This is a genomic window from Nocardioides zeicaulis, from assembly GCF_042432345.1.
Lineage (GTDB): Bacteria > Actinomycetota > Actinomycetes > Propionibacteriales > Nocardioidaceae > Nocardioides > Nocardioides zeicaulis.
This window is the reverse complement of record NZ_JBHLXH010000001.1, coordinates 2,932,853-2,951,502: the sequence shown is the minus strand read 5'-3', so window position 1 is coordinate 2,951,502 and position 18,650 is coordinate 2,932,853. Positions and strand designations below refer to the sequence as shown.

At 72.8% G+C, this 18,650-nt stretch carries 21 protein-coding genes and 1 tRNA gene; 10 read left to right on the top strand and 12 right to left on the bottom strand.

Translation table 11 applies throughout. From position 1 onward, the window contains the following. On the bottom strand, positions 1-1,200 hold the full coding sequence (locus tag ACFFJG_RS14515) for a sulfite oxidase (RefSeq protein WP_378519418.1): 1,200 nt from the start codon (positions 1,198-1,200) through the stop codon (positions 1-3). Between the two features lie 67 nt (positions 1,201-1,267). Here ACFFJG_RS14515 and ACFFJG_RS14510 point away from each other — a divergent pair, with 67 nt between their 5' ends. Beyond that, the gene (locus ACFFJG_RS14510; RefSeq protein WP_378519417.1) at positions 1,268-2,020 is read left to right on the top strand and encodes a PIG-L deacetylase family protein; all 753 of its coding nucleotides are present in this window, start codon (positions 1,268-1,270) and stop codon (positions 2,018-2,020) included. A 35-nt stretch (positions 2,021-2,055) separates the two neighbouring features. Here the strand turns inward: ACFFJG_RS14510 and ACFFJG_RS14505 are convergent, their stop codons facing one another. The 4 genes from ACFFJG_RS14505 to dnaG all read right to left on the bottom strand — a co-directional run bounded on the left by ACFFJG_RS14505 (position 2,056) and on the right by dnaG (position 5,543). Beyond that, entirely contained in the window at positions 2,056-2,868 is an 813-nt protein-coding gene (locus tag ACFFJG_RS14505) for a hypothetical protein (RefSeq protein WP_378519416.1), read from the bottom strand. Between the two features lie 148 nt (positions 2,869-3,016). Then, positions 3,017-3,089 (bottom strand) — tRNA-Asn (locus tag ACFFJG_RS14500). A 52-nt stretch (positions 3,090-3,141) separates the two neighbouring features. Then, the gene (locus ACFFJG_RS14495) at positions 3,142-3,648 is read right to left on the bottom strand and encodes a hypothetical protein (protein ID WP_378519415.1); all 507 of its coding nucleotides are present in this window, start codon (positions 3,646-3,648) and stop codon (positions 3,142-3,144) included. Then, a complete protein-coding gene (dnaG, locus tag ACFFJG_RS14490) occupies positions 3,645-5,543 on the bottom strand; it encodes a DNA primase (protein WP_378519414.1) in 1,899 nt (632 codons plus the stop codon). Before dnaG ends, ACFFJG_RS14495 begins: the two co-directional genes overlap by 4 nt. A 150-nt stretch (positions 5,544-5,693) precedes the next feature. Here dnaG and ACFFJG_RS14485 point away from each other — a divergent pair, with 150 nt between their 5' ends. The 3 genes from ACFFJG_RS14485 to ACFFJG_RS14475 are packed head-to-tail and all read left to right on the top strand — an operon-like array spanning position 5,694 to position 6,715. Then, positions 5,694-6,104, top strand: a complete 411-nt coding sequence (locus tag ACFFJG_RS14485) for a phage holin family protein (protein WP_378519413.1) — start codon at positions 5,694-5,696, stop codon at positions 6,102-6,104. Beyond that, complete coding sequence (locus ACFFJG_RS14480) at positions 6,097-6,351, top strand: DUF3618 domain-containing protein (RefSeq protein WP_378519412.1); 255 nt, start codon at positions 6,097-6,099, stop codon at positions 6,349-6,351. The genes ACFFJG_RS14485 and ACFFJG_RS14480 overlap by 8 nt, the downstream gene beginning before the upstream one ends. A gap of 25 nt (positions 6,352-6,376) precedes the next feature. Then, complete coding sequence (locus ACFFJG_RS14475) at positions 6,377-6,715, top strand: hypothetical protein (protein WP_378519411.1); 339 nt, start codon at positions 6,377-6,379, stop codon at positions 6,713-6,715. A 9-nt stretch (positions 6,716-6,724) separates the two neighbouring features. Here the strand turns inward: ACFFJG_RS14475 and ACFFJG_RS14470 are convergent, their stop codons facing one another. The 6 genes from ACFFJG_RS14470 to ACFFJG_RS14445 all read right to left on the bottom strand — a co-directional run bounded on the left by ACFFJG_RS14470 (position 6,725) and on the right by ACFFJG_RS14445 (position 13,328). Continuing rightward, positions 6,725-7,996, bottom strand: a complete 1,272-nt coding sequence (locus tag ACFFJG_RS14470) for a deoxyguanosinetriphosphate triphosphohydrolase (protein WP_378519410.1) — start codon at positions 7,994-7,996, stop codon at positions 6,725-6,727. A gap of 60 nt (positions 7,997-8,056) precedes the next feature. Further along, entirely contained in the window at positions 8,057-8,872 is an 816-nt protein-coding gene (locus ACFFJG_RS14465; protein ID WP_378519409.1) for a VldE C-terminal domain-containing protein, read from the bottom strand. Between the two features lie 300 nt (positions 8,873-9,172). After that, the gene (gene dusB, locus ACFFJG_RS14460) at positions 9,173-10,312 is read right to left on the bottom strand and encodes a tRNA dihydrouridine synthase DusB (protein ID WP_378519408.1); all 1,140 of its coding nucleotides are present in this window, start codon (positions 10,310-10,312) and stop codon (positions 9,173-9,175) included. A 53-nt stretch (positions 10,313-10,365) separates the two neighbouring features. Further along, positions 10,366-11,466, bottom strand: a complete 1,101-nt coding sequence (locus tag ACFFJG_RS14455; protein WP_378519407.1) for a hypothetical protein — start codon at positions 11,464-11,466, stop codon at positions 10,366-10,368. A gap of 69 nt (positions 11,467-11,535) precedes the next feature. After that, the gene (locus ACFFJG_RS14450) at positions 11,536-12,936 is read right to left on the bottom strand and encodes a glycine--tRNA ligase (protein WP_378519502.1); all 1,401 of its coding nucleotides are present in this window, start codon (positions 12,934-12,936) and stop codon (positions 11,536-11,538) included. 62 nt (positions 12,937-12,998) lie between these two features. Further along, positions 12,999-13,328, bottom strand: a complete 330-nt coding sequence (locus ACFFJG_RS14445) for an antibiotic biosynthesis monooxygenase family protein (protein WP_378519406.1) — start codon at positions 13,326-13,328, stop codon at positions 12,999-13,001. Between the two features lie 75 nt (positions 13,329-13,403). On the opposite strand from ACFFJG_RS14445, the gene ACFFJG_RS14440 reads away from it, so the two are divergent. From ACFFJG_RS14440 to ACFFJG_RS14420, 5 genes are read left to right on the top strand one after another with little or no spacing between them, the layout of a single operon-like run. Next, positions 13,404-14,345, top strand: a complete 942-nt coding sequence (locus tag ACFFJG_RS14440) for a metal ABC transporter substrate-binding protein (RefSeq protein WP_378519405.1) — start codon at positions 13,404-13,406, stop codon at positions 14,343-14,345. Next, the gene (locus ACFFJG_RS14435; RefSeq protein WP_378519404.1) at positions 14,342-15,148 is read left to right on the top strand and encodes a metal ABC transporter ATP-binding protein; all 807 of its coding nucleotides are present in this window, start codon (positions 14,342-14,344) and stop codon (positions 15,146-15,148) included. Before ACFFJG_RS14440 ends, ACFFJG_RS14435 begins: the two co-directional genes overlap by 4 nt. Beyond that, complete coding sequence (locus ACFFJG_RS14430) at positions 15,145-16,146, top strand: metal ABC transporter permease (RefSeq protein ID WP_378519403.1); 1,002 nt, start codon at positions 15,145-15,147, stop codon at positions 16,144-16,146. The genes ACFFJG_RS14435 and ACFFJG_RS14430 overlap by 4 nt, the downstream gene beginning before the upstream one ends. Continuing rightward, positions 16,133-16,543, top strand: coding sequence for a Fur family transcriptional regulator (locus ACFFJG_RS14425; RefSeq protein WP_378519402.1), 411 nt, complete (start codon positions 16,133-16,135; stop codon positions 16,541-16,543). The genes ACFFJG_RS14430 and ACFFJG_RS14425 overlap by 14 nt, the downstream gene beginning before the upstream one ends. Before the next feature lie 17 nt (positions 16,544-16,560). Next, positions 16,561-16,707, top strand: coding sequence for a hypothetical protein (locus ACFFJG_RS14420; protein WP_378519401.1), 147 nt, complete (start codon positions 16,561-16,563; stop codon positions 16,705-16,707). A 6-nt stretch (positions 16,708-16,713) separates the two neighbouring features. On the opposite strand, the gene ACFFJG_RS14415 is transcribed toward ACFFJG_RS14420, so the two are convergent. Further along, positions 16,714-17,523 carry an isoprenyl transferase gene (locus ACFFJG_RS14415; RefSeq protein WP_378519400.1) on the bottom strand — a complete coding sequence of 270 codons (810 nt, stop codon included), beginning with the start codon at positions 17,521-17,523 and terminating at the stop codon, positions 16,714-16,716. Positions 17,524-17,772: 249 nt separating this feature from the next. Between ACFFJG_RS14415 and ACFFJG_RS14410 the strand changes: the two genes are divergently transcribed. Further along, a partial coding sequence (locus ACFFJG_RS14410) for a DUF222 domain-containing protein (protein WP_378519399.1) occupies positions 17,773-18,650 on the top strand: 878 nt, incomplete at its 3' end.

Below are 18,650 nucleotides of genomic sequence, written 5' to 3'. Positions count from 1 at the left end.
TCACACGACCGTCACGGGGTGGCGCACCACGGCGTCGAAGAAGTAGCCCTGCGTGTTGTAGGCCGCGACGAGCGGCTGCGTACGCCCGCGGTCGTCGGTGGCCCGCGCGAGGAGCTCGTGCCGGCCGCGCCGGGGGTTGCCCCAGCGCACCGACCACCGGGTCCAGCCGGCGTCCTCGCGCGAGCGGCGGTCGAGCACGGCCGGGCGCCAGCTCTCGCCGCCGTCGAGGCTGACCGAGACCCGGGTGATGCGACCGGCGCCGCTCCACGAGCGGCCGGTGAGGGTGACGGGACGGGCCGGGAGCTGCGCCCCGGCGGCGAGCTCCCACGCCGACCGCACCGGGTTGACGGTGAGCGGCGGGGAGTCGGCGGGCCAGTCGGGGCCGGTCATCCGGTAGAACGTCGTGTTCCAGGGCGAGGTGAGCTCGGTGCGGGAGACCTCGAGCGAGCCGAGCCACTTGATGCTGGCGATGCCGACCCACCCGGGGAGCACCAGGCGCAGCGGGTAGCCGTGGTCGGGCAGCAGGTCCTCGCCGTTCATCCCCCACGCCAGGATCGCGTCGTCGAGCGCCTTCGCGACCGGGAACGGCCGCCGGACCCGGCCGTAGTCCACCCCGCCGGAGACATAGGGGTCGTCGAGACCGGTCGCCTGGATCGAGACCGCGTCGGGGGCGAGGCCGACGGAGGCCAGCACGTCGCGCAGCCGGACCCCGGTCCAGCGGACCGTGCCGACCGCGCCCAGCGTCCAGGCGGTGCCCGAGACGCTCTGCTGCTGCTGGGTGGTGAAGAAGCTGCGGCCGTTGCCGGTGCACTCGAGGACGGCGGTGTGCTCGTGCCGCGGCAGGCGCTTCAGGTCGGCGAGGCTCAGGGACAGCGCGTCGGCCTCCCCCCGGGGGGTCGCGAGGCCGTCACCGAACAGCCGCAGGGCGTAGGTCGAGGCGTCGACCTGCGGCGTGCGGGTGTGGTTGCGGACGAACAGCCGCGACTGTGGGGTGCGGTAGCCCGCGCGGTCCACCGAGCTCCACAGCATCTCGGCGTTGGTCTTGAAGTCGCGGAAGAGCTCCGGCGGCGTCGGCTTGAGGATGAACGGCGAGGCGGCGGACGAAGGGGCCCGCCACGCCGCGGTCGGGACGAGGGCGGCGCCCCCGAGGACGGCGGCGGCGGCGAGGAACCCGCGGCGGGTGGGGGCGATCGGCGTCATGCTCGGCACCATATACGACTTAGTCCATAGGTTCACTAGCCTACGTGCGCGGTGCCATGCTCGTCGCATGAGCCCTGAACGTCCCGCACCGCCGTCGTACGAGCCGCTCCCGGAGGACTGGGCGACGGCCCTCTTCGTGGTCGCCCACCCCGACGACATCGAGTACGGCGCCGCGGCGGCCGTCGCACGCTGGACCGGCCAGGGCAAGCGCGTCGTCTACTGCATGGTGACCAGCGGCGAGGCCGGCATCGACTCCCTGCCGCCCGAGGAGTGCCGGGTGGTGCGCGAGGCGGAGGAGGTCGCTGCGGCGCGCGTGGTCGGCGTCGACGAGGTGGTCTTCCTGCGACTGCCCGACGGCATCCTGGAGTACGGCGTCCCCCTCCGCCGGGCGATCGCGCAGGTGGTGCGCCAGCAGCGCCCCGACATCGTGATGACCAGCAACTTCCGCGAGACCTTCGGCGGCACGAACCTCAACCAGGCCGACCACGTCGCGGTCGGCCGGGCGGTGCTGGACGCCGTGCGCGACGCGGGCAACCGCTGGGTGTTCCCCGAGCAGCTGGGTGGGGGCCTCGAGCCGTGGGGCGGGGTCCGGGCGGTGTGGGCCGGGAGCTCTCCGCTCGCCACCCACGCCGTCGACGTGACCGACACCTTCGCCGCCGGCGTGGAGTCGCTCAAGGAGCACCGGGCCTACATCGAGGGCCTCGGCTGGGAGGGGTGGGACCCCGAGGAGTTCCTCGACGGCATCCTGCGCGCCGGGGGCCAGGGTCTCGGCGTCACCCACGCCGCGACGTTCGAGGTCCTGCCGATGGGGTGGGGCTAGCCGCGACCACTGAGCGCGACCCTCAGCGCGACCGCTCAGCGCGACCCGAACCGCCTGCGCCGCCGGGCGCGGGGCTCCCGCTCCCCCGCGCCCGCGAAGCGCGCGCCGACCAGCGGCGGGGGTGCCGCGGGCTGCGGGGCGTCCGGTGGGTCCAGCGGTCCGGCGTCGAGGGCCGCCGGGTCGAACTCCTTGCCCACCGACCCGAGGTCGTGCTGCGCCAGGATCGCGCGCACCTCGTCGATCACGGCGAGCAGGTCGTCGTCCGCGGCCGCGCGCACGCCCGCCACGACCGCGTGCCGGCCCAGCGACGCCCCCATCACGCTTCCCTGCTCGAAGCGCATCCGCACGAAGCCGCTCGCGTGCTGGTCCTCGAGCGAGCGCAGGATCGCGAGCATGCGGGTGCCGACCTCGGCGAGGTGGTGGAGGTCCTGGCGGTCACCCCGGGCCGCGACGACGCGGGAGCCGGCGGTCACGACGGTGCTCCACACCACGTCGTCCAGGGACATGAGCCGGCCCAGGCAGTGGTCGACGGCGCCCAGGGTGTCGGCGGTGCCGACCACGGTGAAGTGCGGGACCACCCGCGGCTCGACCGCGTGGGCCCTCCCCCGGTAGGTGGCCTCGCCGAGCGGCGTCCAGGTGACCACGGCCTCGAACCGGCGGCGCCCGACCGCCTCCATGCCCCGCAGGTCACCGACGCCGACCAGCTCGCCCATCCGCTGCGCCAGGCGACCGGTGTAGGGCAGGGCCGCGGCGAGCGCGCCCGCCGCGCCGTCGCTCCCCACCACCGTGCCGTCCGGGCGCACGACGAAGTCGCACACCGCCGCAGGCTGCTCGTGCTCAGCGCTCATGGCGCCCACGATCCCGCAGCCGGACACCCGCCCAGGGCCGCGTAACGCACAGTTCACGCGGCGGGGCGAAGCGTTACGTCGCCGCAACCGGGGACGACCACCGGGGACGACGAAGGGCCCGAGGCTGTCGCCTCGGGCCCTTCTCCTGCTCCCCCGGTTGGACTCGAACCAACAACCCTCCGGTTAACAGCCGAATGCTCTGCCAGTTGAGCTACAGGGGATCGCTTGTGCAGCGGGGCGCAACACTAGCAAGGCGTCCGGCCCGGGGTGAAATCAGGGCATCCCGACGTCGCGCTGCAGCGCCTCGAGGGCCTCGAGGGCCGCGGCGCGGACCCCGGGGTCGGCGGGGTCGACCCCTTCGTCGTACTCGTAGACCCACTGCACCGCACCGTGGCCCGAGGGGGCGCGGCGCGCGATCACCCGCACGCCGCGCCGGCCTCCCAGGGGGACGTGGCGCTGGAGCAGCACGCTGGCGGTGACGCGCTCGTGGACCAGCTCGAGGAGGCGGCCCGGCTCGTCGAGCTGCGCGGTGTGGACCGGTCGCTGCTCGCCCCAGGTGCCGACCTCGGAGAGCCGGAACGTGTCGGTGTCGCGGTCCCAGCCGGCTGCCTCGACCTCCTCCCACGGCACGCGGCGGGTCTCGCCGTCGCGCTGGACGTAGAAGGCGTCGCGGGTGCCGGCGAGGACCGCGCCGTCGGCGGCGGTGGCGGAGGCCAGCACGCGCTCGCCGGCGGCCACCCGCACGGAGGGCGACGGCACCCGACGGCGGAACGGGCTCACGCCTGCCCCCCGACCGCGCCCTCGCGCAGCTTGCGGCGGTGCTGCTCGAGCATCACCAGCTCGCCGAACATCCGGTTGTACTCCAGTGCGTCGTCGACGGGGTTGGTGCGCTGGAGCCGCGCCTTGACGTCGGCGATCCGCCGCGCGGTGGTGAGCTCCTGGAGGCGGTAGACGTAGGCGACCGCGAAGGTCGGGTTCGGGTCGGACGTGCCGCGGACCGGCTCGACGCCGAGCTCGGTGATCGCGGCGACGACGGCCGGGTCGGTGGCCGAGGTGCGCACGCGGTTGGCCCACCCGGGGTCGTCGCCGGCGGAGGCGGGCCCGCCGGCCGCGGCGACGGCCGCCCAGACGCCCTGGAAGGTCGGGTGGGTGAAGTCGTCGGTGGTGACGTGGGTCGTCGTGCGCCCGACGCCCGCCGGGTGCTGGATGACGAGCTTGAGCAGCTCGCGCTCGATCATGAACCGGGGGTCGGACAGGCTCGGCAGCGGCGGGCGCGCGGGCTGCTCCGGCGCGGCGGGCTGCTCGCCGGCGCGCGCCTGGCGTCGCGGCTCCTCGGTGCGGGCCGGGCGGCTCGCGGCACGGCGTACCTCCGAGCGCACCTCGTCGAGGTCGAGGCCGACCATGTGGGAGAGCTCGCGGGAGAAGGACTCGACCTTGGTCTTGTCACGGATGCTCGCCACCAGCCCGGCGGCGTCGCGCAGCGCGTCGACGCGGCCGTCGGCCCGGTCGAGGTCGTGGCGGGACAGGATGTTGTCGAGGGCGAAGCGGTAGAGCGGCTGGCGGCGCGCGACGAGCTCGCGGACCGCCTCGTCACCCTGCTCGATGCGCAGCTCGCACGGGTCCATGCCCTCCGGCGCGACGGCGACGTAGGTCTGCGAGGCGAACACCTGGTCGCTCTCGAGCACCTTCATCGCCGCCTTCTGCCCGGCCGAGTCGCCGTCGAACGTGAAGATGACCTCGCCGCCCGCGGAGTCGTGGTCGCCCATGAAGCGGCGCAGCACCTTGGCGTGGTCGGTGCCGAAGGCGGTGCCGCAGGAGGCGACAGCCGTGCGCACGCCGGCCAGGTGGCAGGCCATCACGTCGGTGTAGCCCTCGACGACCACCGCCTGCTGGCTGTCCTTCATGGCGGTGCGGGCCAGGTCGATGCCGTAGAGCACCTGGCTCTTCTTGTAGAGCGCGGTCTCGGAGGTGTTGAGGTACTTGGCCTCGATGCGGTCGTCGTCGAAGATCCGGCGGGCACCGAAGCCGATCGTGTCACCGTTGGCCTCGCGGATCGGCCACACCAGCCGGCCCCGGAAGCGGTCGTAGTGGGAGCGACCCAGCGCGACCAGGCCGGCCGCGACCGACTCCTCGTCGGAGATCCGGCGCCCGCGCAGGTGGCGGAGCAGGGCCTCGCCGTCGCGCGGGGCGAACCCGACGCCGAACATCTCGGCGGCCGCCTGGTCGAAGCCGCGCTGGTGCAGGAACTGGCGCGCCACGACGGCATCGGCGCTCGCGAGCTGCTCGGCGTAGAACTCCTGCGCGACCTTGTTGGCCTCCACGAGCCGAGCACGTGCCGGGCCGCGCGGCCGCACGGGCTCGTCGTCGCCGTCCTCGCGCCGCAGCGTCACCCCGACCTTCTCGGCGAGGCGCTCCACGGTCTCGGTGAAGGTCAGGCCGTCGACCTTCATCAGGAACGAGATGACGTCACCCCCCTCGCCGCAGCCGAAGCAGTGCCAGAACTGGCGCGCGGGGTTGACGTTGAACGACGGGGTCTTCTCGTCGTGGAAGGGGCACAGGCCCTTCAGCGAGCCGCCGCCGGCGCGCTTGAGGGTGACGTACTCCGAGACGACGTCGTCGATCCGGGCCTTCTCCCGCACCTCGGCGATGTCGTCGTCACGGATCCGGCCTGCCACGCCGGGGAGTCTACGGGCGGGGGGCCCACGGCGGGGCCGCGGTCTCCCCAACCCCGTGCACCCGCCGCGCGGGGCGCGATGTCGGTCACCGCCACCCCTACGGGCGATCGTGCGCTGGTCGCGCCCGGGGTGGTCTGCCAGTGTCGGGACATGACTGCGCAGCACCCGTCACCGGAGGGCCAGCAGACCCTCGGTGCTCTCGTCCACCAGCTCACCCAGCAGATCCCCGACCTGGTCAGGTCCGAGATCCGGCTGGCGCAGGCCGAGGTCGCCCAGAAGGGCAAGCGCGCCGGCGTCGGGATCGGGATGTTCAGCATCGCCGGCCTGCTCGCGTTCTTCGGGCTCGCCGCCCTCGTCACGACAGCGATCCTCGGACTCGCCGAGGTCGTCGACGGCTGGCTCGCCGCCCTCGTCGTGGCGCTCGTGCTGCTCGTCGCCGCCGCCGTCGTCGGCCTCGCCGGGAAGAACAAGGTGGCCGAGGCCGCACCCCCGGCCCCCGAGCGGGCGGTCGAGGGCATCAAGGAGGACATCGCGACCGTGAAGGGATCCCACCGTGGTTGAGGCAGGCAAGACGCCCGAGGAGCTCGAGGCGGAGATCGCGCTGCAGCGCGAGCAGCTGGCGGCGACCGTCGACCAGCTCACCGACAAGCTCGACGTGAAGGCCCAGGCCCAGCACAAGGTGGCCGACCTCAAGGACGCCGCGACCACCGACGACGGCGCCCCGCGCCCCGAGGTGCTCGCAGCCGCCGCCTCGCTGCTCGCGATGGCCGTGGTGCTCGTCGTGTGGCGCATCCGCCGAGACCGCTGACCCCCCACCCCGAGGAGAGACACCCATGAGGAAGCTGACCCTGCTGCTCGCCGCCGGCGCCGGCTACGTGCTCGGAGCCCGTGCCGGACGTGAGCGCTACGACCAGATCAAGCGCACCGCCACGCGGGTCAAGGACGACCCCCGCGTGCAGGAGAAGGCGCACCAGGCCGCCGACCTGGCCAAGGACAAGGCAGCGGCTGCGGCGCCGGTCGTCAAGGACACCGTCGCCTCGGCCGCCTCCGCGGCCGCCGACAAGATGCCCTCGCGCGGCTCGTCCTCGTCGCAGTCGGACCTCGAGTCCCAGCTGCACCCCGACAACGTCGCGCTGCAGGACGACCCGTACCCGCAGGGCGACCTGCCCTGACCCTCGCCCTCAGCCCACCAGCGCGCGGTGGCGTGCCACCGCGCTGGCGTCGGTGAGCGAGGCGACCTGGTCGACGACGACGCGTCGCCGTGACGCGTCGTCGTCGGCCTGCGCCCAGTCGTCGCCGAAGACCGGGTCGAGGCCGTTGGCGCCCTGCTCCCACAGCGCCTCCACGAGCTCGGCGACCAGCTGGCGCTGGCGCTCCATGAGCGAGACCCGGTCGTCGGCCTGCATCACGTAGAGCGCCGCGATGCCCTTGAGCACGCCGATCTCGACCTCGGTCTGCGCGGGCACGACCAGGTCGGCCGAGTGGCGCACCAGCGCAACACCGCCCGTGGCCGCGAACGTCGCCGCCTGCACGCTGCCGCAGAAGCGTCCGACGAGGTCGCTGGTGAGGTTCTTGATCGCGGCCAGGCTGCGGCGCGAGCCGTCGTAGGGCGTCCGCGGCCAGCTGCCGACCGCCCGCAGGTCGGCGAGGGCCTCGTCGAGGGACGCGTCGTCGGCGCCGGGGAGGTACCAGGACCGCACGGTCTCCCAGAGCGCGTCGCGGTCGAGCCGGGTCAGGTCGAGCCTGCCGGCGACGATGCCGTCCTCCACGTCGTGCACCGAGTAGGCCACGTCGTCGGCGAGGTCCATCACCTGCGCCTCGACGCACCGGCGCCTGCCCGCCACCCCGGTGCGCAGCCAGTCGAAGACCGGGCGGTCGTCGTCGTACACACCGAACTTGACCACCACCCGCGGGGTGCCGTCGGCGTGGACGCCCTCGGGCCCGGCGGCCTCGGCGCGCGACCAGGGGTACTTGGTGCAGGCGTCGAGGGTGGCGCGGGTGAGGTTGAGCCCGGCCGAGCGGCCGTCGGCGGTGAACGTCTTGGACTCCAGCCGGGTGAGCAGCCGCAAGGTCTGGGCGTTGCCCTCGAAGCCACCGCAGTCGGCGCTGAGCTCGGCGAGCGCGCGCTCGCCGTTGTGGCCGAACGGCGGGTGGCCGAGGTCGTGGGCGAGCGCGGCGGTCTCGGCGATGTCGGGGTGGGTCCCGAGGGCACGCGCGAGGTCGCGGGCGACCTGGGCGACCTCCAGGCTGTGGGTGAGCCGGTTGCGCACGAAGTCGTCGGTCTGCGGACCGACGACCTGCGTCTTGGCCGCGAGACGGCGCGACGCCGCGGCGTGGACCACCCGGGCCCGGTCGCGCTCGAACGCCAGCCGGACGGGCGCGTCGACCCGCTTGGGGGGCTCGACGACCAGCCGCTCGCGCGCCGCGTCGTCGTACAGGTCCTCGATGCTCATCGGCCGGTCAGCCTACCGAGCCGGGGCGACAGGGCCGGACGACGACCCCGCGTGGGTGCCTCAGTAGACCGAGACGTGCACGTGGTCGTAGTGGTTGGCGGTGACCGAACCGCGGTCCTCCATCGCGCGCCAGCCCTCGCCGGAGCGCTCGACCGACCAGATGTGCTGGGAGTAGATGACGTAGGTGACGCCGAGCGCGGCCGCGTTGGCCCGCACGAAGTCGGCGATGTCCCAGCCCATGGCGCCGCTGACCATGATGTCCACGGCCTTGCCCAGCGGGTGGTCGCCGCCGCCGCCGCGCAGGGTGCCGTAGGTGCTGATGCTGGGCCAGTTGGCGCAGACGGCCTCGTGGACAGCCTGCACGTTGGCGTCGCCGCCGGCGGCGGTCGTGCCGTTGGTGCAGGCGCCGCCCATGCTCGGGCCGGCGGGCTCCGGCTCGGGCTTGTCGGCGCTGAGGTACTCGGCGGTGACCCAGCGCGACTGGCCGTCGATGACGACCTGCACACGGCCGTCCTGCTTGCGACCGGTCACCGAGACCTGCCGGATCGCCGGGACCAGGCCCATCTTCTCGGTCTTCTCGCCGGGCCCGGCCCACAGGTTGAGGTCGGCGGTGGTCCACATCCGCCGGTCGAGCTTCTTGGCCAGGCGCCGCGCCTGCTGGTCGACCTCGAGGTCGATGCGGGCGGCGGACTCGGCCTTGGCGGCCGTGCGGATCTGCGAGCGCGACGCGACGTCACCGCGGCGCGCGAGCGCCGTCGCTCCGGAGAGGGACTGGCTGGTGGAACCGCTGGTGCTCGACGCGGCGAGGAGGTCGGTGGCCGGGGACTGGGGGCTCGCCGACAGCACGCCCGCGGTCACGGCCGACAGCGTCGCCACGACGGCGATCGGGGCAGCGACCAGGACGGAACGGGGGACGCGGGGCGAACGGGTGGAACGGGTAGCAGGGGTTTCCCGCTTGTGGCTGTTGTCTGCCACAGCGCTGATCCTTTGCACTTGCTGACGGGGGACGGTGTCGTTCCACGAGGGCGTGGGGCCCGAGCCCACGGCGACACAGTCATCGAGTCAAACACAGGAACGGGTGCCTGTCCCCATCTCCGACGTCAATTTCCTGCGTGTTCCGGCTCACCGGGACGCGGTCCCCGCGCACCGTGACCGGCCGCGCCTGTCAGCGGACGGTCAGCCGCCGGTGGTCTCGTCGACGTCCTCGTGCAGGTGCGAGCCGCGCCCGTCGGTGTCGTCGAGCCACCCGTCGGGCAGCACCACCCTCTTGCGCGGGGCGCCCTGGCGACCCCGCGGCGTGCCGAGCTCGCGCTCGGGGAACGGGGCGTCGTCGTCGAGGCCGGCGAGGAGGTCGTCGAGGGTGACCAGCGAGTCGACGAGGGCCAGCTGGTGGCGCAGCTCGCCCCCGGCCGGGAAGCCCTTGAGGTACCAGGTGATGTGCTTGCGGAACTCCTTGCAGCCGCGCTCCTCCCCCATGTGCTCGGAGAGCAGCTCGGCGTGGCGGCGCATCATCGCCTTCACCTCGCCCAGCGTCGGCAGGGTGGCGACGTCCTCGCCGTGGAAGGCGGCCGCGAGGTCGCGGAACAGCCACGGCCGGCCCAGGCACCCGCGTCCCACCACGACGCCGGCGGCGCCGGTCTGCTCGACCATGCGGACGGCGTCGGCGGCCTCCCAGATGTCGCCGTTGCCGAGCACCGGGATGTCGACGTGGTCGACGAGGGCGGCGATGGCGTCCCAGTCGGCCTCGCCGGAGTAGGCCTGCTGCACCGTGCGGCCGTGCAGCGCGATCGCGGCCACGCCGCTCTCCTGGGCGATGCGGCCGGCGTCGAGGTAGGTGAGGTGGTCGTCGTCGAGACCCTTGCGGGTCTTCATCGTCACCGGGACGTCGTACGGCGTCGCGGCGGCGACCGCGTGCTCGAGGACCTCGGCGAGCAGGCCGCGCTTCCACGGCAGCGCGCCCCCGCCGCCCTTGCGGGTCACCTTGGGCACCGGGCAGCCGAAGTTGAGGTCGACGTGGGCCACCCCGAAGTCGGCGCAGAGGATCTCCACGGCCTTGCCGATGTAGACCGGGTCGGTGCCGTAGAGCTGGACGGAGCGGACGGTCTCGAGCTCGTCGAAGACGAGCATCTTCCTCGTCGTCTCGTCGCCCTCGACGAGCCCGCGGCTGGTGATCATCTCGCAGACGTAGAGACCGGCCCCCTGCTCGGCGCAGAGCCGACGGTAGGCGGCGTTGGTGATGCCGGCCATCGGCGCGAGCACCACGGGGGTGTCGACACGCAGCGACCCCAGCGTGAGCGAGTCGGGCAGCGTGGTCATGCCTCCATTGTCGAACCGGCTCCCGCGCCCGCCCAAATCACCCGTACCCGGCCCTACCACCACATGAACGACTCGTGCGGGAACGAGACGTTGCCCCCGACGTCGGAGGCGCGTCGGCACGACTGCTGCAGGTCGCACCTCACCAGGACCGCGCCACCGGGCGCGGGCAGCTGGAAGACGAACCGGCTGTTGCTCTCCCACGCGGCCGTCTGCTCGTGCTGGGACGTGATCGACCAGCTGTCGCGCGTGATCCTCCTGCCGAAGGCGATCGAGTCGAGCAGCGCTCCGTCGCTCATCCGGCGCACGTCGAGGACCGCCGGGCTGTCGAAGGACGAGCGCGTGATCCGCAGGCCGACCGCGGTCTCGCCGTCGGGCGAGACCGCGAGCGGCGAGAACGGCTCGGACCACGCGGGCGTCGTCGGCGCCGAGATCGGCGAGGGGCCGTAGCTCCTCCCCGTGGTGCGGACGAACATCAGGTCGTCACGCAGCGAGACCCAGGTCGCGCTCTTCGCGATCTCGGTGCGCGAGGTGCGCGGCACCCAGTCCGTGACCCGCAGGCGGCCGAACGTGTTCTCGATCCACGTCACGACGTGCCCGGCGTCGGCGTCGAACGGGGTGAAGTAGCCGCCGCTGTAGCGACCGCCGAGGTGCTTCCCGGCCAGCGTCTGCACGCTGCTCGTGCTGCCGCCCCGGTCGTACAGCGTCGAGACGAGCATCTCGCCGTCCCGGGAGAGCAGCCAGCCGATCGCGGAGTCACCCTGGCCGAACGTCGTGCTGCGGGTGCGGCGCAGCTCCTTCGGGGCCCGCCCCGGGCGGACGGCGACCACGCGGCTGAGGTAGCCCTTGCGCACGGCCACCAGCCAGCCCTTGCGGCTCTCCCCCAGCAGCTGACGCTGCTCACCGTTGACGGGTGTCCGGATCGGGATCCTCGTGCCGTCGGCGTGGATCACGCCGTCCTGCATGAAGGGCACCGAGGCGTCCGGACCACGGCCGAGCCGTCCCGGCACGATCGTGCGCGTCGGCGGGTCCGCGGCTCGTACGACGTCGCGCGTCGGCGTGCCTGCCGTGCTTGCCGTGCCCGCGGCGGACGCCGCCGCCGCCGGCGTGAGGCAGCAGATCAACGCGAGGGTGGCGAGCCGTGCGCGTGGTCCCATGTCGTCCCCCGGTGCGTGAGTGGTGCTCGGCTGCCCACCCTGCCACCGCTCACGCCCGGGCGACAGACCTCAGCAGCCGAGCAGCTTGTCGGCGAAGTAGCGGCTGATGCCGTCGAGGCCGACCCGCTCCTGCGACATGGTGTCGCGCTCGCGGACGGTGACCGCGTCGTCGTCGAGGGTCTCGAAGTCGACCGTCACGCAGAACGGCGTCCCGATCTCGTCCTGGCGACGGTAGCGGCGTCCGATGGCGCCGGAGTCGTCGAACTCGACGTTCCAGTTCTGGCGCAGCTCCGCGGCCAGCGCCTTCGCCTTGGGCGACAGGTCGGCGTTGCGGCTCAGCGGCAGCACCGCGACCTTCACCGGCGCCAGGCGCGGGTCGAGCTTGAGCACGACGCGCTTGTCGACGCCGCCCTTGGTGTTGGGTGCCTCGTCCTCGGTGTAGGCGTCGATGAGGAACGCCATCAGCGAGCGGGTGAGGCCCGCGGCGGGCTCGATGACGTAGGGCAGGTAGCGCTCGTCGGCGGCCTGGTCGTAGTAGAAGAGGTCCTTGCCGGAGAACTCGCTGTGCTGCTTGAGGTCGAAGTCGGTGCGGTTGGCGATGCCTTCGAGCTCCTCGAAGTCACGACCCGAGAACCCGAAGCGGTACTCGATGTCGGTCGTGCCCTTGGAGTAGTGCGACAGCTTCTCCTGCGGGTGCTCGTAGTGGCGCAGGTTGTCGGGGTTGATGCCGAGGTCGACGTACCAGCGGGTGCGCTCCTCGATCCAGTAGCGGAACCACTCGTCGTCCTCGCCGGGCTTGACGAAGAACTCCATCTCCATCTGCTCGAACTCGCGGGTGCGGAAGATGAAGTTGCCGGGGGTGATCTCGTTGCGGAAGCTCTTGCCCATCTGGGCGATGCCGAAGGGCGGCTTCTGCCGGCTCGAGGTCACCACGTTGGCGAAGTTGAGGAAGATGCCCTGCGCGGTCTCGGGGCGCAGGTAGTGCAGGCCGGACTCGTCCTCGATGACGCCCAGGTAGGTCTTGAGCATCATGTTGAAGTTGCGCGGCGGGGTCCACGCGTTGCGGGTGCCGCAGTTGGGGCAGGCGATCGACTCGTTGATGTCGACGGTGTCGGGGTCGTCGATCCCCTTCTTGGCCGCGTAGTCCTCCTGCAGGTGGTCCTCGCGGAACCGCTTGTGGCACGACTGGCACTCCACGAGCGGGTCGCTGAAGGTGCTCAGGTGGCCGCTGGCCTCCCACGTGCGGGTCGGCAGGATGACGCTGGAGTCGAGGCCCACGACGTCGTCGCGCCGGGTGACCATGAACTTCCACCACTGCCGCTTGATGTTCTCCTTGAGCTCCACGCCGAGCGGGCCGTAGTCCCACGCGGACTTGGTGCCGCCGTAGATCTCCCCGCAGGGGTAGACGAAACCTCGCCGCTTGGCGAGGGAGACGACGTTGTCCAGGGCGGTCGGGGCGGGCTTGGCCACGGTGGTGTCCTCTTCTCGGGCCGGCTGGCTGTCGGCCCGCGCGCTGCGTGCGGGTGGAGCGGTCACCCTATCGATCGTGCGTGCGCCTCGTTGAGGTCGGTCCCCTCCTCGACCACCTCGTACGCACTGGGCTCGTCGACCGCGTGCACCATCAGCGGCTGGATGTGCATCTTGCCCTCGTAGGACCCGAGCGCGCGCCGGTAGGACCCGACGTTGGCCCAGCGGGTGGAGATCACCCACAGCCCCGGGTCGTCGACGTTGCGGCCCACCTCTCCACCGACCCACCCCGGCTTGGCGGCCAGGATGTCGAGCGCCCGGAGCAGGCCGGAGCGGAGCCCGGCCTCGGCCGCCGGGTCGGGGGACGGCACACGCAGGCGGGTCACGACGAGCACGGCGCCAGCCTAGGCCCCGGTCCGGCGCAGGCAACCGTTTGACAATGGTTCTCAATATCGCTGAGAATCGTTCTCATGTCTCTCGTCGCCCGCCTCGTCCCCCTCGCCGGTGTCCTGACCGCGTCCGCCCTCCTCGCCGGCTGCGGCCAGCTCACGGACGACGGTGCCGCCGACGGTCGTCGCGCCGTGGCGTCGTTCTACCCGCTGGCGTGGGTGACCGAGCAGGTGGCGGGTGACGCCTGGACCGTCGACAACCTCACGCAGCCCGGCAAGGAGCCGCACGACCTCGAGCTCGACATCCGCCAGACCGCCGAGCTCGACAGCGCGGACCTGGTGGTGCTCGAGGAGGGCTTCCAGCCCGCCGTGGACGCGACGGCCGCCGACGTGGACGCGCCGGTGCTCGACGCGGCGCAGGTCGTCGACCTGCTGCCGGCCGCCGACCACGAGGGCGAGTCGGAGGAGGAGCACGCCGAGGACGGCCACGACCACGAGCACGGCGACACCGACCCGCACTTCTGGCTCGACCCGCTCAGGCTGGCCGACCTCGCCGACGCCGTCGCCGACCAGCTCGCGGAGATCGACCCCGACGGAGCCACGACGTACGCCGCCAACGCGGAGGCCGTGCGCGGGGAGCTCGAGCAGCTGGACCGGGAGTACACCGACGGCCTCGCCTCCTGCGAGCGCACCACGACCGTGGTCAGCCACGACGCCTTCTCCTACCTCTCGCGCTACGGGCTGGACTTCGAGCCGATCGCCGGCCTGTCCCCCGACGCCGAGCCCACCGCAGCCGACCTCGCCCGGCTGCAGGACCTGATCCGCACCGACGGCGTGACCACCGTGTTCTCCGAGCGGCTGGTGAGCGCCAAGATGGCCGACACGCTCGCCGACGACCTCGGGGTCACCTCCGCGGTGCTCGACCCGATCGAGGGGCTCTCCGACGCCACCGCCGACGAGGACTACCTTTCCCTCATGCGCGAGAACCTGACCGCCCTCCAGCAGGCGAACGGCTGCTCGTGACCGCGTCCGCGACCCCGGCCGTGCACCCCGTCGAGCTCGACGGGGTCTCGGTGGCGATCGGCGGCCGGCCGATCCTGCGCGACGTCGACCTGACGGTGCGCACCGGCGACACCGTGACGCTGCTCGGCCCCAACGGCTCGGGCAAGTCGACGCTCGTGCGCGCCGTGACCGGGCTGCTGCCCGTCGTGCGCGGCACCGTCCGCCTCTTCGGCACGCCGCTGCCGGAGTTCACCGAGCGGCACCGGCTCGGCTTCGTCCCGCAGCGCTCGACCGCCACCGGCGGCGTGCCGGCGACCGTCCGCGAGGTCGTGGCGTCCGGTCGGGTGGGGCGCCGCCGGCTGCTCGCCCCGACCAGCGCGGCGGACCGCCGGGCCGTCGAGTCCGCGCTGGAGGTGGTCGGCCTCGCCGACCGGGCGTCGTACGGCGTCTCGCAGCTCTCGGGCGGGCAGCAGCAGCGCGTGCTCATCGCACGGGCGCTGGCCGGCGAGCCCGACCTGCTCGTCCTCGACGAGCCGACGGCCGGCGTCGACCTGCCCAACCAGCAGGCGCTGGCCGACGCGCTGGCGCGGCTCAAGGCCGACGGCGCCACCATCCTGCTCGTCGCCCACGAGATCGGGCCGATGATGCCGCTGATCGACCGCACGGTGGTGATGCGCGACGGACGGGTGGCCTACGACGGTCCCCCGCTGACCCAGGAGGTCGCCTCGCACACCCACCACGACCACGACCACGTCGAACTCGGCGCCCACGACCACGCGCCCCACGTGGCCTCGCCGTTCGACTGGGACGGGGACCGACGATGACCCTGCTCGACCTCTTCTCCTTCGACTTCATGCAGCGCGCCCTCGTGGCAGCGCTGCTCACCGGCCTGGCCGCGCCCGCGATCGGCACCTTCATCGTCCAGCGGCGGCTCGCGCTGCTCGGCGACGGCATCGGGCACGTCGCCGTCACCGGCGTCGCACTCGGGCTGCTGACCGGCACCTCCCCCACCTGGACGGCGGTCGTCGTCGCCGTGCTGGGCGCGGTGCTGATCGAGGTGATCCGCGAGCGCGGGCACACCAACGGCGACGTCGCGCTGGCGCTGCTGTTCTACGGCGGCCTCGCCGGTGGCGTGATGATCACCGGCATCGCCGGACAGGGCGCTGCCACCCTGCAGGCCTTCCTCTTCGGCTCGCTCAACAGCATCTCGTCCGCCGACGTGTGGTTCACCGCGGCGATGACGGTCGTGGTGCTCGTGGTCGCGCTCGGCCTGTCGCCGCAGCTGTTCGCGGTCGCCAGCGACCAGGACTTCGCCCGGGTCGCCGGCCTGCGGGTGCGGGGCTACAACCTGCTCATCGCCGTGCTGGCCGCGGTGAGCATCACCGTGGCGATGCGCACCGTCGGGCTGCTGCTGGTCTCCGCGCTCATGGTGGTGCCGGTCGCGACCTCGCAACAGCTCGCGCGGTCCTTCCGCACCACCCTGCTGGGCGCGATGGCGGTGGGCTGCGTCGCCTCGGTCGGCGGACTGGTGGTCAGCGCCGCGCTGTCGTTCCGCGTCTCGGTGACGCCCGGCCCCACCATCGTGCTGCTGGCCCTGGCGATGTTCAGCGCCACCTGGCCGCTCGGCGCGTGGTTGCGTCGACGGCGCCAGCTGCTGGCGCCGTTCCCCGAGGTGAGGGCGACGCCGCACCGCTCGACCGAGCACCCGCACGCGCACGGCGAGGACTGCGGCCACCCGGCGGTCCCGCACGGCGACCACGTCGACTACGTGCACGACGGGCACCGCCACGCCGCGCACGGGGAGCACTATGACGAGCACTGAGAACGCCGTGCCCCGACCGGCGCCGCGCCCGACCCGCCAGCGGCGGGCGGTCGCGGCCGCGCTGGGCGCCTTCGACGACTTCCGCAGCGCGCAGGAGATCCACGACCTGATCACGCAGCAGGGCGAGTCCGTCGGCCTCGCCACCGTCTACCGCACGCTGGCCGCGCTGGCGGAGGCCGGCGAGGTCGACATGCTGCGCAACGAGGACGGCGAGGCCATCTGGCGCAGCTGCTCGGCCACCCACCACCACCACCTGGTCTGCCGCTCCTGCGGCGCGACGGTCGAGGTCGAGGGCCCCGCGGTCGAGCGGTGGACCAGCGCCGTCGCGGCCGAGCACGGCTTCTCCGATATCAGCCACACCCTCGAGCTGTTCGGGACCTGTCCGCGCTGCGCGTGACGGCGTACCGTCGAGGCATGGCCGACGTGTCGCCGTACTCCCAGCTCCCGCCGCAGGTGGCGCTCGCCGACGTCCGCACGTCGCAGGACGTCGCTTCGCACCCCGAGGAGCTCGACGACCGCTGGCGAGAGACGCAGTGGCTCCTGCGCGGCTCGGTGGGCTGAGCCGACCTAGCCCGTCGCCCCGCCCGGCACGGCGTTCGGCACGGCATTCGGGAGGGCGCCGCCGTAGCGGCGGTCGCGGCTTGCGTAGGTCTCGATCGCCGACCACAGGTGGCGCCGGTCGACGTCGGGCCACAGCACGTCGGTGAAGACCATCTCGCTGTAGGCCGCCTGCCAGAGCATGAAGTTGGACAGCCGCTGCTCCCCCGAGGTGCGCCACACCATGTCGGCGTCGGCGAGCTCGGGGACGTAGAGGTGGCGCGCGAACGTCTTCTCGTCGACCTTGTCGGGGTTCAGGCGCCCGGCGGCCACCTCGCGCGCGATCGAGCGGGCGGCGTCGGCGAGCTCGGCGCGACCGCCGTAGTTGACGCACATGGTGAGGGTGAGGACGTCGTTGCCCTGCGTCATCTCCTCGGCGACCTGGAGTTCCTTGATCACCGACCTCCACAACCGCGGCGCGCGCCCGGCCCACCTCACCCGGACACCGAGCTCGTGCATCTCGTCGCGGCGACGGCGGATCACGTCGCGGTTGAAGCCCATGAGGAAGCGCACCTCGTCGGGCGAGCGCGACCAGTTCTCGGTGGAGAAGGCGTACGCGGAGACCGCCTTGACCCCGACCTCGATCGCGCCCTCGACGACGTCGAACAGCGACGACTCGCCCTGCTCGTGGCCCTTGGTGCGCGGCAGCCCACGCTCCTTGGCCCACCGCCCGTTGCCGTCCATGACGATCGCCACGTGGCGCGGGACCAGGTCCTTCGGCACCGGCGGCGGCGTCGCGCCGCTCGGGTGAGGGGTCGGCTGCCTGACCTGTCGCTTCACGGGGGCCAGCCTAGGTGGGCCGGGGGTCGCCTCGCCTCCGACGCTCGCGCGATCCCGCGGACAGGGCCGCGAGGCCGGGTCGGGGCGGGTCGAGGAGGTGGCGCGGTGGCCGAGATGAGGTGGGGTGGGTGCTGGTCAGCAAGGTCGGACAGCGACCGTGACGAGACCCGGCTGGTGGGCGAAGATCGACTATCCACAGAGCCCTTAAAGAGGTCGCGACTGTCGGACCTGTCGCCTAGAATCGAACACATGATCGACGCTCGAAGCAGACTCGGAGCAAGCGAGGTCACTGATGACCTCACCGCCTCCGACCTGCTCGCACTCGCTCGCCGCCGCAAGGCTGACGAGGACCGCGCCGCCGCGGACATCCTCGAACTCGCCGCTCGGTGGGCCGACCTCCACCCGCCCGAGTCGATCCACGACGCTGCCGCGTTCACCGTGGCGGGCGTCGACCACGAGGAGCCCATCGCCGGCCAAGGGTGTCCGCTGGTCACCGAGTTCTGCATCCCCGAGCTCGGCACCGTCCTGGGGATCTCGACCACGGCGGCGAAGAAGCTCATCGGGCATGCGCTCGAGCTGCGGCACCGACAGCCTCGCCTGTGGGAGCAGGTCCACACCGGCCGGGTCCCGGCCTGGCGGGCACGGTTGGTGGCCGAGACGACCATCCACACCGTTCCGACGCTGACGGTCGAGGCGGCCGGGTGGATCGACGCCCAGGTCGCGGCCGTTGCGGGCAAGGTCGGGACCGCGCAGCTCGACCGGCTCGTCGCGGAGGCGATCAAGCGCTACGACCTCAGCGTCGAGCCCCGGCCCGACTCCGAGGCGGGTGAGGACCACGAGGACTTCGAGGCCGACCAGCACCTCAACCACGACGCCCGGCACGTCACCTTCGACACCCGGCACATCCACTACGACGGCCTGATGAGGATGGAGGCCGAGCTCGACCTCGCCGACGCCTACGACCTCGACGCCGCCATCCAGCACGGTGCCGCGACCTTGAAAGCGCTGGGCTCGACGGCGCCGCTCGGCGCCCGACGTGCCGCTGCGCTCGGTGACCTCGCGCGGACCCAGACCGCGCTCGACCTCCACACCCGAGGCACGTCGTCGCCGTCTGTTCGGAGCGGCGA

Bases quoted from the DNA above. Each gene is read 5' to 3' on its own strand.
- ACFFJG_RS14515 (WP_378519418.1), bottom strand. From the start codon at position 1,200: ATGACGCCGATCGCCCCCACCCGCCGCGGGTTCCTCGCCGCCGCCGCC.
- ACFFJG_RS14475 (WP_378519411.1), top strand. From the start codon at position 6,377: ATGAGGAAGCTGACCCTGCTGCTCGCCGCCGGCGCCGGCTACGTGCTC.
- ACFFJG_RS14470 (WP_378519410.1), bottom strand. From the start codon at position 7,996: ATGAGCATCGAGGACCTGTACGACGACGCGGCGCGCGAGCGGCTGGTC.
- ACFFJG_RS14440 (WP_378519405.1), top strand. From the start codon at position 13,404: ATGTCTCTCGTCGCCCGCCTCGTCCCCCTCGCCGGTGTCCTGACCGCG.
- ACFFJG_RS14420 (WP_378519401.1), top strand. From the start codon at position 16,561: ATGGCCGACGTGTCGCCGTACTCCCAGCTCCCGCCGCAGGTGGCGCTC.
- dusB (WP_378519408.1), bottom strand. From the start codon at position 10,312: ATGACCACGCTGCCCGACTCGCTCACGCTGGGGTCGCTGCGTGTCGAC.
- ACFFJG_RS14430 (WP_378519403.1), top strand. From the start codon at position 15,145: ATGACCCTGCTCGACCTCTTCTCCTTCGACTTCATGCAGCGCGCCCTC.
- ACFFJG_RS14455 (WP_378519407.1), bottom strand. From the start codon at position 11,466: ATGGGACCACGCGCACGGCTCGCCACCCTCGCGTTGATCTGCTGCCTC.
- ACFFJG_RS14505 (WP_378519416.1), bottom strand. From the start codon at position 2,868: ATGAGCGCTGAGCACGAGCAGCCTGCGGCGGTGTGCGACTTCGTCGTG.
- ACFFJG_RS14425 (WP_378519402.1), top strand. From the start codon at position 16,133: ATGACGAGCACTGAGAACGCCGTGCCCCGACCGGCGCCGCGCCCGACC.
- ACFFJG_RS14510 (WP_378519417.1), top strand. From the start codon at position 1,268: ATGAGCCCTGAACGTCCCGCACCGCCGTCGTACGAGCCGCTCCCGGAG.
- ACFFJG_RS14485 (WP_378519413.1), top strand. From the start codon at position 5,694: ATGACTGCGCAGCACCCGTCACCGGAGGGCCAGCAGACCCTCGGTGCT.